This is a genomic window from Bradyrhizobium sp. USDA 4353, from assembly GCF_054063215.1.
The window spans coordinates 3,362,926-3,376,343 of record NZ_JBSSGB010000001.1 but is presented as its reverse complement, the minus strand read 5'-3'; the positions used below and the strand labels follow the sequence as shown (position 1 = coordinate 3,376,343).

Annotated in this window: 12 protein-coding genes and 1 pseudogene; all 13 read right to left on the bottom strand. The window is 65.4% G+C overall.

Annotated elements, in window-relative coordinates; translation table 11 throughout:
• Positions 1–216: 216 nt before the first annotated feature.
• The 13 genes and pseudogenes from ACVILH_RS14830 to pstA all read right to left on the bottom strand — a co-directional run bounded on the left by ACVILH_RS14830 (position 217) and on the right by pstA (position 13,418).
• Positions 217–507 carry a HypC/HybG/HupF family hydrogenase formation chaperone gene (locus ACVILH_RS14830; protein WP_456713553.1) on the bottom strand — a complete coding sequence of 97 codons (291 nt, stop codon included), beginning with the start codon at positions 505–507 and terminating at the stop codon, positions 217–219.
• Between the two features lie 24 nt (positions 508–531).
• Positions 532–1,116 (bottom strand): HyaD/HybD family hydrogenase maturation endopeptidase, encoded by a 585-nt coding sequence (locus ACVILH_RS14825; protein ID WP_456713552.1) that lies wholly within the window; start codon positions 1,114–1,116, stop codon positions 532–534.
• A 10-nt stretch (positions 1,117–1,126) separates the two neighbouring features.
• Complete coding sequence (gene cybH, locus ACVILH_RS14820) at positions 1,127–1,870, bottom strand: Ni/Fe-hydrogenase, b-type cytochrome subunit (protein WP_456713551.1); 744 nt, start codon at positions 1,868–1,870, stop codon at positions 1,127–1,129.
• Between the two features lie 14 nt (positions 1,871–1,884).
• Positions 1,885–3,675 (bottom strand): nickel-dependent hydrogenase large subunit, encoded by a 1,791-nt coding sequence (locus tag ACVILH_RS14815; protein ID WP_456713550.1) that lies wholly within the window; start codon positions 3,673–3,675, stop codon positions 1,885–1,887.
• Between the two features lie 21 nt (positions 3,676–3,696).
• Positions 3,697–4,795, bottom strand: a pseudogene (locus ACVILH_RS14810) (hydrogenase small subunit).
• Between the two features lie 235 nt (positions 4,796–5,030).
• Positions 5,031–6,470, bottom strand: coding sequence for a nickel-dependent hydrogenase large subunit (locus ACVILH_RS14805; protein WP_456713549.1), 1,440 nt, complete (start codon positions 6,468–6,470; stop codon positions 5,031–5,033).
• Positions 6,467–7,483, bottom strand: coding sequence for an NADH-quinone oxidoreductase subunit B family protein (locus tag ACVILH_RS14800; protein ID WP_456713548.1), 1,017 nt, complete (start codon positions 7,481–7,483; stop codon positions 6,467–6,469). The genes ACVILH_RS14805 and ACVILH_RS14800 overlap by 4 nt, the downstream gene beginning before the upstream one ends.
• Before the next feature lie 13 nt (positions 7,484–7,496).
• The gene (locus tag ACVILH_RS14795) at positions 7,497–8,612 is read right to left on the bottom strand and encodes a HoxN/HupN/NixA family nickel/cobalt transporter (RefSeq protein WP_456713547.1); all 1,116 of its coding nucleotides are present in this window, start codon (positions 8,610–8,612) and stop codon (positions 7,497–7,499) included.
• Positions 8,613–8,794: 182 nt separating this feature from the next.
• Positions 8,795–10,111: a trypsin-like serine protease gene (locus ACVILH_RS14790; RefSeq protein WP_456716980.1), complete on the bottom strand. Its 1,317-nt coding sequence runs from the start codon at positions 10,109–10,111 to the stop codon at positions 8,795–8,797.
• Between the two features lie 141 nt (positions 10,112–10,252).
• Entirely contained in the window at positions 10,253–10,960 is a 708-nt protein-coding gene (gene phoB, locus ACVILH_RS14785; RefSeq protein WP_257166943.1) for a phosphate regulon transcriptional regulator PhoB, read from the bottom strand.
• Positions 10,961–10,976: 16 nt separating this feature from the next.
• Complete coding sequence (phoU, locus tag ACVILH_RS14780; protein ID WP_456713546.1) at positions 10,977–11,693, bottom strand: phosphate signaling complex protein PhoU; 717 nt, start codon at positions 11,691–11,693, stop codon at positions 10,977–10,979.
• A gap of 31 nt (positions 11,694–11,724) precedes the next feature.
• On the bottom strand, positions 11,725–12,546 hold the full coding sequence (gene pstB, locus ACVILH_RS14775; protein WP_456713545.1) for a phosphate ABC transporter ATP-binding protein PstB: 822 nt from the start codon (positions 12,544–12,546) through the stop codon (positions 11,725–11,727).
• Positions 12,543–13,418, bottom strand: a complete 876-nt coding sequence (pstA, locus tag ACVILH_RS14770) for a phosphate ABC transporter permease PstA (protein WP_456713544.1) — start codon at positions 13,416–13,418, stop codon at positions 12,543–12,545. Before pstA ends, pstB begins: the two co-directional genes overlap by 4 nt.

Sequence of the window (13,418 nt, the reverse complement as noted above, 5' to 3'; positions counted from 1 at the left end):
CAGTTATCGTTGTCGGTCTCTGGATGGACAGCAATCGACGTGCCAGACGATCGCCGCCGCGGTGACCGCTTCAAGTCAATGAATATTCTCAGCAATTTTTCGGCGTTCAGAGTCCGCTAAGATCTCTGCAAAGCTGCTTTGCAGAGGAAAGCCGACAACTTTCTTGGCGATTGGATATCTTGTTGTCGGCTAGCGGACAGAGGCCGATGCGCTGCCTCAGCGCAGGTGCTCGGGCAGCTGCGGCTCACGACCGATCAGGTCGGCGAAGAAATCGTCGCAATTCTCGCCGCTCATCGCGGCCTGCAGGCCGCGCAAGGCGTCGCCGATCAGCCGCGCCTCCTCGTCGTCGAGCAGGCGCACGGCGTTATCGAGATAGACCAGCACCTTCGCGCCGGCCGGCGGGTTCGACAGCAGGAGCACCGAGACGCGGCGCTCCTCGCCATCGAAGCTGCACCGCGCCGAGACGCCGTCGGTCTCCAAGATCGTCATCGGCAGGCCCAGGCACATGGCAAATTCCCTCGCGCTCGCCAGCTATTCGGCCGGGTCCGCGCGCATCTCGAAGCTATGATGATCAATGTCGTTGGCGAGCAGGCGCGCATCGCCGGCGAGTGGCTCGGGCCGCAACACGGCCGTGATGCCCCACTCCGCCAGAACAGCACAAGCCAAGTCGATCGCAGGCTCGATCTGCGCGCGCACCGGCGCGGTCAGCGGCCCGCCCCAATCCTCCAGGTCGAGCGGCTGGCAGCCGATCAGCGCAAGGCGCTGTGGATAGCGGCCGAGCAGATCGGCCGCACTCAAGACTTCCTGGAAGCCGGTCTGGTGCAGGCTCATCTTCTTCGCGCCGGTGAAGCGCGGCACCTCCTCGTCGCGAACGAGCTTGAGCTCGCCCGGGGCAAGGCCGTAGTCGATCGCGTCGAACACGATGAGGCCATCGGCCTCCTCGACGTAGTTCACGAGGTAGAGCCCTTGCGTGCCGCCATCGAGGATCGTGACATTGTCCGGCACGGCGTAGCGGCGGTGGAATTCCTCCACCACGCGCACGCCAAACCCTTCGTCGGCCCACAGGATGTTGCCGATGCCGAGCACCAGGATGCGGTCAAGCTTTGCTTCAGCCATCACGCGACCCCTATTCGCGGAACTGCCGCTCGCCGGAGATCATCGAGGAGATGATGCTCTGGCGGGACATGATGTCCTCGCGGATGGCGGCATAGACGTGCACCATCACGAACATCACCAGCGCCCACATGCCGAGGTGATGATAGGTGTGGACGTCCTGGCTGTTCGGCCAGATCGAAAATACCCAGCCGAACAGTTTGTACTGCCAGCTGTCGATGCCCTCGCCTTCCGAATACAGTGCGAAGCCGGTGACGATCATGAAGGCGACGAACACCGTGAAGCCGGTGAACATCGCCGTCTGCGCCAGCGGATTGTGGCCGACATACATCTTCGGCTCACGCTCCAGGAATGCATACCAGCGGATCTCGTGCAGCACCTCCTTCCAGAATTGCTTGCGATGCACCGGGATGTAGAAGATCTGCCGCGAGTGGTGGTTGCCGACGAAGGCCCAGAGGATGCGGGCGAGGAAGAACACCGCCAGCACTTGGCCTGCCGCGAAATGCGTGAACCGGATGTAGCCCATCACGAAGCTGCCCGACGCCTCGCCTTCGACGCTCGGCAGCGGCGAACCAATCAGGTAGCCGGTGATCATCAACACCACGATCGCGAGCGCATTGACCCAATGGCAGATGCGCACCGGGGCTTCGTAGACATAGACCGTGGGCCGGCCGATCGCGTGCTCACCGGCCGCATCCGCTGCAATCGTGGCGAGGTTGGACTTGGCCTCCGCAGGGCGCGTAATGGCATCCATCATGGTGCTTCTCCGCCCTACCTGACCTTGACCGTCGCCATTTCCTGGCCGTCCGGGCTCATGACGTGCGTCGAGCACGCCAGGCACGGATCGAACGAATGGATCGTCCGCAGGATCTCCAGCGGCTTCTCCGGATCCGCCATCGGCGTATCCATCAACGACGCCTCGAACGCGCCGATATTACCCTTGGGATCCCGCGGCGATCCGTTCCAAGTGGTCGGCACGACGCACTGGTAGTTGTCGATCTTGGTGTCCTTGATCTTGATCCAGTGCGCGAGTGCGCCGCGCGGCGCCTCGGTAAAGCCGTAGCCCTTGGCCTCCTTCGGCCAGCTCTCCGGCTTCCACTTCTCGACATTGGCGGTCGAGGAATCGCCGGCCTTGATGCGCGCCACCAGCTTGTCCTGGAAGTAGCGCATCTGACCCGCGGCCCAGTCGCATTCCAGCGCGCGAGCGGCGGTGCGGCCGAGCGTCGAGAACAGCGCCGTGACCGGCAGGTTCAGCGTCTTGAGCAGCTTGTCGGTCGGCTCCTTGAACTCCGGTCTGTTCTGGGCGTAACCGATGATGTAGCGCGCCAGCGGCCCGACCTCGACCGCGTTGCCGCGCCAGCGCGGCGCCTTGATCCAGGAGTATTTTCCACCCTCGTCGAGCTCCTTGATGTCGGTCTTGGTGCCCTTGGCGTTCGGACCGAGCTGGTAGTTCGGCTCGGTGACGCCGTCCCAGGGATGCAGCCCCTTGCTCTCGTCGGGATATTTGTACCAGGAATGCGTCACGAACTCCTGGATCTGCTCGGGATCGCCGTGGTCGATCGGCAGCACTTCGTTGAGGTTGCCATTGAGGATCACGCCGCGCGGCAGCTTGAGGTTCTTGGCCGAATAGTCGTTGGCATTCTCCGGGATGTCGCCGTAGGACATCACGCTCTTGCCGGAGAGGCCGCCGCCATAGAGCCAGTCCTTGTAGAACGAGCCGATGGCGACGACGTCAGGCAGATAGACCTTCTGCACGAACTCGATCGAGCGGTCGATGATCGACGAGACGAGGTTGAGCCGCTCCATGTTGATGGCGCCGACCGCGCCGGTGCCGTCGACATTGACCGCGCAGGGCACGCCGCCGACCAGCCAGTTCGGATGCGGGTTCTTGCCGCCATAGATAGTGTGGATCTTGACGATCTCCTTCTGGAAATCGAGCGCTTCCAGATAATGCGCGACCGCCATCAGGTTGGCCTCCGGCGGCAGCTTGTAGGCCGCGTGGCCCCAATAGGCGTTCTTGAACGGGCCGAGCTGGCCTGACTCGACGAACTTGGTGAGCCGGATCTGCAGGTCCTTGAAATAGCCGGGCGACGACAGCGGCCAGTCCGAGATCGACTGCGCCAGCGCCGAGGTCGCCTTCGGATCGGCCTTCAGCGCAGAGACGACGTCGACCCAGTCGAGCGCATGCAAATGATAGAAGTGCACGAGATGATCATGCACCTGCAGACAGAGCTGCATGATGTTGCGGATCGAGTTGGCGTTGTCGGGGATCATGATCCCCAGCGCATTCTCGACCGCTCGCACCGACGTAAGCGCATGCGTTCCGGTGCAGACGCCGCAGATCCGCTCGGTGAAGGCCCAGGCGTCGCGCGGATCGCGATTGCGCAGGATGGTCTCGATGCCGCGCCACATCGTACCGGTCGACACCGCGTTGCGGATCACGTTGTTATTGTCGACGTTCACCTCGACGCGCAGATGTCCCTCGATGCGCGTGAGCGGATCGACGACGACGCGCTTGCCGGAATTGTCGAGATTGAAGCCGTTGGGAGTCTGGATGCCCATCGTTGCCTGCCCTGAACTGAATTAATGATCTTGCTTGGCGCTGGCGTCATCGCGCTTGGTCGCGAGCCGCTTGACCGCGGTGACCGCCGCATGCGCCGCGACCGCCACGCCTACGGTTCCCGCCGCGGCCATGCCGACCTCGTCCGCATTGCGCTCGATGCCGAACTGCTTGATCGTGGTGAGCCGGTCGTAGAACGAGCCCTTGTCCCAGAAGCCGTCCTCGGAGCAGCCGATGCAGCCATGACCCGACTGGATCGGGAACGAGACGCCGCCGTTCCAGCGGACGGTCGAGCAGGCGTTGTAGGTGGTCGGGCCCTTGCAGCCCATCTTGTACAGGCAATAGCCCTTGCGCGCGGCCTCGTCGTCCCATTCCTCGACGAACTGGCCGGCATCGAAATGCGGCCGGCGATAGCATTTGTCGTGGATGCGCTGCGAATAGAACATCTTCGGCCGGCCCTGGCGGTCGAGCTCGGGCAGCTTGCCGAACGTCGTGATGTAGGTGACGACGCCGGTCATCACTTCCGCGATCGGCGGGCAGCCCGGCACCTTGATGATCGGCTTGTTGGTGATCACCTTGTCGATCGGCGTGGCCTGCGTCGGATTGGGCTTCGCGGCCTGCACGCAGCCCCAGGACGCACACGCGCCCCAGGCGATGATCGCCATCGCGTCCTCGGCCATCACCTTCAGCTTCTCGACGAACGGCTTGCCGCCATCGATGCAGAACATGCCGCCTTCATTGAGCGGCGGATTGCCCTCGACCGCGAGAATGTATTGACCTTTGTATTTCGCGCGGGTCTCTTCGAGGATCTCCTCGGCCTGCTGGCCGGGCCGCCGCCATGATCGTGTCGTCATAGTCGAGCGAGATCATCGACAGCACGACGTCCTTCACCAGCGGATGCGCCGAACGGATGAAGCTCTCCGAGCAGCAGGTGCATTCGAGGCCATGCATCCAGATCACAGGCGTGCGCGGCTTGGTCTCCAGCGCATTGGCGATGCGTGTCGCGGCCAGCGGACCAAGCCCGAGGCTCGTCGCCGTCAGGCTGCAGAACTTATGGAAGCTGCGCCGCGTGATGCCCTGGCGCCGGATCACGCTGTAAAAAGTTTCCGTCGTCGCGCCCATGAGTCCTCCCCCCGATATCGCGTTGGCGATCATCCGATCGCGATCTGGCGAGAGGGGACAGCAAGATGCGGGCCAGCATCAGTGCTGGATTTGAATCATAATGATTCCAGATGGTTGGGTTGAGGCTCGTTGATCAATAAACAGTTCGGGATTGCGGATCGGCCGGATATCGGAAATCACGCGCTTTGCACCCGATAAGCTAGTTTCCGCTCTCTGCGTGCGTGCTGCGATGCGCTCAATGCGCGGTGCAGACCATGCACGGATCGAACGATCGCACGACGTGCTGGATGCTGACGGCGCGCGCGCCGGCCTCGCCGACCTCGGTTCCGACCAGCGCCTGCTCGAGCGGGCCGGCGATGCCGTCGGCATCGCGTGGCGAGAAGTTCCAGCTGGTCGGCGCGATGATCTGGTAGCGCGCGATGCGGCCGGAGCGCACCGCGAGCCAATGACCAAGGCTGCCGCGGGCGGCTTCGACGAGGCCAACGTAGTTGCCATCCGCCGCCTCGCCGCTCGTCTCGCAGAATGGCTCGTTGAGACGCAGCGCCTTGATCCAGCCTTCGATCGAGACTGCAAGTTGAGCCGTCTCGATGAGCCGGGCGATGACGCGATTACGGACATTGCTGCCGCTGTCGGACAGCAATGCCGTGATCAGCTTCTGTCCATCGACGGCCTGCCGCGCCACTGCGCCGACCTCGACCGGGTCTCCCGCAAGCCGCGGCGCCTTGCACCAGCTATAGGCGTCAGGCTTGTCGGCATCCGGCTCGGTGCGGCTCTCGGCCGGATCGCGCGGTGTCTCCCGCATCCAGGCGTGCGAGACGTCCTCGGTGATCTGATCCGACGGCAGCATGCCGACCTGTCCGTCGGTGGCGCGAAGGCCGGCGCGGAAACGCGCACCGTCAGCATCGTGATACGCGCCGAAGCTCATCAGCAGCCCCGGCCCCTTGCCGAGATCCGCAAGCGCAAGCGCATCAGCCAGCCGAAGGAAATGCGCAAAGTCGCCACCACGTCCTTCGCGCCAAATGTCGAGTTCATCAGGAGACGACAAGGCGAGCACGTTCTCCAACTTATCGGCAAACACGACACGTTCGAGAAAGCCGCGAAACGAAGCTGCAATCGCGTTCAGCCGAATGCGCTCGCCGAGCTCGATGGCGCGCGTCGTACCGCCGGGCTGGAACGCGAGGCTGTGCGGCCATTTTCCGGCGATCACGCCCATGATCTCCAGCAGCCGCGCCCGCGCCGGCAGCGCTTCGCGTGCAGCACTGCCCTTCGTTGCGGTAAAGCGCTCGGCGGCCGCACCGTGCCAAGTGTGTGACGCGTAGGCGTCGCGGGCAAAGTCCGGCATGAAGAAGATGTAGAAGTGCGTGAGGTGATCGGCGGCATTCTCCGCGGCGTGCGCGATGTTGGTCGCAAGCACACCATTGGGCGCGGGCACGACTCCCATCGCCTGCCGCAACGCGGCGGCGACGGCGATCGACTGCGACACCGAGCAGATGCCGCAGATGCGCGGTGCGATCACCAGGGCGTCGAGCGGCGGCCGTCCTTCCAGGATCTGCTCGAAGCCACGATAGAGCGGCGCCGTCACTTCGGCGCGCGCGACGCGGCCACTCTCGATATCGAGACGGACCTCGAGGTCGCCCTCGACGCGGTTGAACGGGCCGACGGTGATCCGCGTCATGGACTGCGCTTGTCGCCCGACCGGCTCGGCGGCACCACGACGTGGTCGGCGGTCGCATTGACGCGCACGCGACGCGGGGTCGCCGATTTCGACAGCGCCGCGAGCGCGACGAACCAGGCCTTGGGCATGTCGGTCGGAAGTCCCACAGGAATGCCGGCGAGCTTGGCCGTCTGCAGATAGTTCTGCGTGGTTTCGAAACCCGGCGAGGTGCAGGCGATGCAGGCGTAGCCGCCCTTGGTGCAGGAGCCGCCACCGTTCCAGGAGCGCTGATTGCAGTCGCCGACGGCCTGCGTCGCGCGACAGCCGAGATGCTCCATCAGGCAGCCGCGCTCCGACATCGTTTCCGCGCTCGCCTTGAACTCGTAGAACTCGTTGCGCGAGCAGCCGTGATGCGCGAGATGGTTGGCGATGAAGGTCGGACGTCCGACGGCGTCGAGCCCACCGGCTGTCAGGTCGCCTGATGTCAGCGCCAACAAGCTTTCCATCACCCAGCCGGGATGCGGCGCACAGCCCGCGACGTTGATTACCGGCAGTCCGCGCTTCGAGCGGAAGCCGGAGCCGAGTGCGCCACCCGCATCGCTGCCCTCGAATTGCAGCCCCACCGCATCAGTTGGATTGATCCCGGCTGCGGGAATGCCACCGTAAGCCGCACAGCTTCCAACCGCGACGACGTAGTCGGCGAGCGGCGCGAGATCGAGCAGCCAGTGATAGATCGAGCGGTTGGTGCCGGCGAGCATGTTGAAGCGGCCGCTCAGGTTGGGTCCGCGCGCCACCGAGCCTTCGAGCACCAGGAGATCGAGCCGCTCGCGGCCGTCGCGGATCGCGTCCAAAAGCTCGACGACTTCGTCGCCGGTCTCCTCGCTGACGGACGGGTGCCAGATCAGGTCGATGCCGGATTGGCGCAGTTCGTCGAACCAGCCGGAGGCGCCGCTCTCCAGGATCGACATGGTGCAGCCGCCGCAGCTCGCGCCCTGCAGCCACAGCATCCTGGTCATTCCCTCCGAGCCGGCCATCGTGGGTCCTGCCTTATCCGAGCTGATGCGTTGCGCCCTGTGTCTCCGGCGGGTTTAGCGCTCCGGTCCCAACGGTGGCAAGCGCTGCGCCGCCGGCGGGCTCGGAACCGCGCTGCCGCCGGTTGAACAGCATCGCGCCGAACCAGATCACTCCGAACAGGCCGATCGCAACGATGCCGAGGTTGCCGATCTCGTCACCGAGGTCGGCCCATGCACCGGTGAAGCCCAACTGTGGCGCCAGCAGCGTGACAGCCTCGACGCCGCCGATCACCACCGCAATCGCGACCGACACGCCGGTGATCACCAGATTGTAGCGCCGCTTGCGCGCGGGATCGGTCAGCGCCCAGCGATAGGCGCCGACCATCAGCATGCTGTCGGCGGTATCCACGGTGGCCATCGCCGCCGCAAACAGCGCGGGAAAGACCAGCACATGGGCGAGGCTCGCGCCACGCGCGGCTTCGGTGGCGGACAGGCTCAGCAGGCCGATTTCGCTGGCGGTGTCGAAGCCGAGGCCGAACAGGAAGCCGAGCGGATACATGTGCCAGGCGCGCGAGACGACGCGGAGCACCGGTCGCAACAGCCGGATCAGCAAGCCGCGCCCAACATTGCTGGCCGCTTCGTGATCGGCATGCGGATGAGACGGGCTGCGCCAGAGGCTCACGAACAGGATCAGATTGGCGACGGCAATCAATAGCAGGAAGCCGGCGGAGACTGACGTGCCGATCGTGCCGCCGATCGCGCGGATGGTGCTGTCCTCGCTCAGCAGATCGGCGCCGGCGACGAGGCTCACCACGATGGTGGCGATGACGACGACGCTGGAGTGGCCGAGCGCGAAGTAGAGGCCCGCGGCGCGCGGCCTGTCGCCGTCCTGCACCAGCTTGCGGACCACGTTGTCGATCGCCGCGATATGGTCCGCATCGACGGCGTGGCGGAGGCCGAGCAGCCAGGCCAGCAGCGCGGTGCCGACGATGGCGGGCCGGTCGGCATAGAGCGCGAACGCCCAGGCCCAGGCGAGCGCGTTGGCGAGCACGAGGCCGGCCACGAGCGCCACGCTGCGCGCGCGGTCCGTGCGGAGCCGGGCCGCGAGCGCGGCGGCGGGCCGAGGATGATCAATTGGCAAAATCGTCATACTCGGACAGGAGAGCAAGACCCGCGCCAAAAGGCAAGCCTCGCGCTCCCGCGCGCAAATCCCGCTCGAATCAATCCTCGCGGCCTGGTCGAACCCGGATTGATCTCCTCGCTTGGCAACCGGCTATCCGGTCAAGCTCAAACATTGACCAGCCGACGACCAACTCTCTTCCTGCCTGCGCTTCACCGCGCCGAGGCGCTGTGCGCCGCGATCTCGCGCCGCACCGCAGCCTCGAACTGGCTGGCGGGCGCGGCGAACATCAGGCGGGTCTCCTCGTGGAACGCCGAGAAGATGCCGACCACGGCCGGCTCGCCGTTGATCTCGGCCAGGATCGGCGAGCCCGAATAGCCGAAATTGGCGAGGCAATGCACGGTCAGCAGACGGCCGTCCCGGGTCATGCCGGCGCTGCAATTCCTTTGCCCGGTCGGCGAATAGCGCCGCTCCTGGCCATAGCCGATCTCCGAGATCGTGCCGGCCTTGGTCGCGGCCGCGAGCTCGTCGCGGCTGACCGACTTCACCGGCACCGGCTTCGAGGGCAGCGCATCCTTCAGGATGATCAGCGCCCAATCGGCCGGCGAGCGGTCGGTCGACCATTGGTCGTGCTGGGTCGGGATGAAGTCGGGCGCCACGATCAGCTTGTCGGCGACCGACGATGCGGCAGGGGTTCCCTTGTTCAGGCCTGCCAGGAAATGGACGTTGCCGGGGCTGACCTGGGCGAGGCCGTTGAAGACGCAATGCGCCGCCGTCAGCACCACGCGCGGCGCCACCAGAGTGCCCGTGCACGAGCCTCCCGAGCTGAATTGCGCCTGAGTCACGACACCGATCGACGATGCCGGCCAGGAGGTGGGATCGACGACGTCGCCGAAATGCCGGTCGAGCCCGAGAAGCTGCTCGGCGCGCGGATTGGCAATGCCGGCATCGGCCGATTCCGGCTTCGCCCGCCACGCCGCGATAATCTGCTCGGCTTGACGCCGCTGTGCGTCGCTGAGCTTGATACGCTGGATCTCGCGGCCAGCCGACCTGACGCCGTTGCGGCCGGCCATCACCAGCCAAGCATAGCCCTGCACGACGTCCTGGGACATGACCTGGCCATCGAGCATCATCAGGCCGAGCATGTATTGCGACTGGGCAAAGCCCTGCGCGGCAGCGCGGTTGAACCAGCGCGCGGCTTCGCCGTGGTCACGGGCCGCGCCCTCGCCGTTGAAATAGGCGATGCCGAGATAGTGCTGGGCGATGGCGAGCCCCTGATCCGCAGCCTTGCGGTACCAGACCAGCGCCTCGGCCTGGTTGCGTGCGACGCCCACGCCGAAGGCCTGCATGAAGCCGAGATCGAATTGCGCCCGCGCATCACCCTTGCTGGCGAGCGGCTGCAACCGGCGCAACGCCGCTGCCGCCTGTCCGTTCGACGCCGCAGTCACGGCGTCCTCGAGCTCGGCGGCCGTGGCGCCCGCGAGGCTGCCGAGCAGCACGGCGAGACTTATGAGAAGGGTCTTGATCAAGGGCGTCCGCTGAGACCGAAACATCGGCTGCTCAGCAGGCACGATCAAGACGGCGGCGGCGTGGCGGAAAGCGGACCGCTTTGTCCTTAATCCGAGCCGCTCGGGTATCACCCCCGCTCCACCCGCAAGCCCGTTTATCCCTCAGGCCTGCTCCGACTTGGCGAAGCGATCATCGAGCGCATAGCCCGCGCCGCGCACGGTGCGGATCGGATCCTGCTCGCGGCCGGGATTGAGCAGCTTGCGCAGGCGGCCGATATGCACGTCGACGGTGCGCTCGTCGATATAGATGTCGCGGCCCCAGACGCTGTCGAGCAGCTGCTCGCGGCTGAAGACGCGGCCGGGATGCTCCAGGAAGAATTCGAGCAGCCGGTACTCGGTCGGGCCAAGATCGATCGGCCGGCCCGAGCGCGCCACGCGGCGCTTCTCGCGGTCGAGCTCGATGTCGCCATAGGACAACACGGTCGCCAGCCGCTCCGGGCTCGCGCGCCGCAGCAGGCCCTTCACGCGCGCCAAGAGCTCCGGCACCGAGAACGGCTTGACGATGTAGTCGTCGGCGCCGGTCGCGAGGCCGCGCACGCGCTCGCTCTCCTCGCCGCGCGCCGTCAGCATGATGATCGGCAGCTGCCGGGTCTCGGTCCGTGCCCGCAGGCGCCGGCACAGCTCGATGCCGGACAGTCCCGGCAGCATCCAGTCGAGCACGACGAGATCCGGCACGCGCTCCTTGAGCCGCGTGTCGGCCTCGTCGCCGCGCGCCACGGTCTCGACTTCGTAGCCTTCGGCTTCGAGGTTGTAGCGAAGGAGCGTCGTCAGCGCCTCCTCGTCCTCAACCACCAGAATTCGCGCGCCCATGTCTCAATCGTCTTTCTTAGTTGCCGGGGATCGTGGTCGCGAAGCTGGTCATGTCGCCCTTCGGGCGCTTGTCCATGATCTGCTGGCCCTCGATCATATAGAACACGGTCTCGGCGATGTTGGTGGCATGGTCGCCGATCCGCTCGATGTTCTTGGCGCAGAACATCAAATGGATGCAGAACGAGATGTTGCGCGGGTCTTCCATCATGTAGGTCAGGAGCTCGCGGAACAGCGAGGTGCAGATGGCATCGACCTCCTCGTCGCCCTTCCACACCGTCATCGCCGCCGGCAGGTCATGCGCCGCATAGGCGTCGAGCACGGTCTTGACCTGCGACTGAACGAGGTCGGTCATGTGCTCCAGGCCGCGGATCAGCTTGAGCGGATGGAAGTCGCTCTCGAGCGCCGCGACGCGCTTGCCGATGTTCTTGGCGAGGTCGCCGATGCGCTCCAGATCTGTGGCGACGCGCATGGCGCCGACGATCTCGCGCAAATCGACGGCCATCGGCTGGCGGCGGGCGATCGTCAGCACCGCACGCTCCTCGATGATGCGTTGCAGCTTGTCGACCTCGGCGTCGCCGGCGACCACCTTCTGGCCCAGCGCCACGTCGCGCCGCACCAGCGCATCGACGGAGTCGACGATCAGCCGCTCGGCGAGCCCGCCCATCTCGGACACCAGGCGGGTCAGATCCTGCAGATCGCTGTCGAACGCCTTGGCGGTATGTTCACTGGCCATGATGATCTCCTGAAAGGCAATGCTGTCGGCGTCAGCCGAACCGGCCGGTGATGTAATCCTGAGTCCGCCGATCGCTCGGCGAGGTGAAGATCTTGCTGGTGTCGTCGAACTCGATCAACTCGCCGAGATACATGAAGGCGGTCTTGTCGGAGACGCGCGCCGCCTGCTGCATGTTATGCGTCACGATCGCGATCGTGTAGCTCTCCGCGAGCTCCTGGATCAGCTCCTCGACCTTGGCGGTCGAGATCGGATCGAGCGCCGAGCACGGCTCGTCGAACAGGATCACCTCGGGGCGCACCGCCACCGTGCGGGCGATGCACAGGCGCTGCTGCTGGCCGCCCGAGAGCGACAGGCCGGAGGCGTTGAGCTTGTCCTTGACCTCGTTCCACAGCGCGCCGCCGCGCAGCGCCTTCTCGACGCGGTCGTCCATCTCGGACTTCGAGATCTTCTCATAGAGCCGGATGCCGAAGGCGATGTTCTCGTAGATGGTCATCGGGAACGGCGTCGGCTTCTGGAACACCATGCCGACTCGGGCGCGCAGCAGATTGAGATCGAGCTTGGGGTCGAGGATGTTGGTGTTGTCCAGCATCAGCTGGCCGACCGCGCGCTGGCCCGGATAGAGATCGTACATCCGGTTGAAGATGCGCAGCAGCGTGGACTTGCCGCAACCGGACGGGCCGATGAAGGCCGTGACGCGGTTGGTGCCGAGCGACAGATTGATGTTCTTCAGCGCGTGGTGATCGCCATAGTAGAAGTTCAGGTTGCGGGCGGTCACCTTGGCCGGCGCCTCCGGCAGCGACTTCGGAGGAATGGCGGCCGTCGGGCTGCTCACGGATACGGACATGTCGGTCATTTCGAGCTCCTCTCGGCGCCGAGGATGCGCGCGCCGATGTTCAGGGCCAGCACGGTCAATGTGATCAGAAGGGCGCCGCTCCAGGCCAGCTGTTTCCAGTAGGCATAGGGGCTCTGTACGAAGTTATTGATGGTCACCGGCAGGTTCGCCATCGTCTTGGAGAGGCTCAGGCTCCAGAACTGGTTCGACAGCGCAGTGAACAGCAGCGGCGCGGTCTCGCCCGCGACGCGGGCGGTCGCCAGCAGCACGCCGGTGATGAGGCCGGAACGCGCGGCGCGGTAGGCGATGCGGCGGATCACCAGCGAGCGCGGCAGGCCAAGCGCGGAGGCCGCTTCACGCAGCGGATTGGGCACGAGCAGCAGCATGTCCTCGGTCGTGCGCAGCACGACGGGGATCACGATCACCGCCAGAGCTAGCGCGCCGGCGAAGGCCGAGAAGCCGCCCATCGGCACGACAACAGCGCCATAGATGAACAAGCCGATGATGATCGAGGGTGCCGACAAAAGGATGTCGTTGATGAAGCGGATCACCGAGGTCAGCCGGTCGTTGCGACCGTATTCGGCGAGATAAGTGCCGGCGAACAGGCCGAGCGGCGCGCCAATGCCGACGCCGATGATGGTCATGATGACCGACCCGACGATGGCGTTGCGCAGGCCACCGTCGCTGGAGCCCGGCGGCGGGGTGTCGGCGGTGAAGACCTGCAGGCTGAAGCCCGCAAGGCCGTTGTAGAATAGCGTGAACAGGATCAGCGCCAGCCAGGTGACGCCAAAGGCGGCGGCGGCAAAGCACAGCGCGCGGACCATGATGTCCGTGCGGCGCCGGCGCGCGTAGATCGGGTTGACGGGCGTGGGCTGAACGTCGACAGCAGTCAT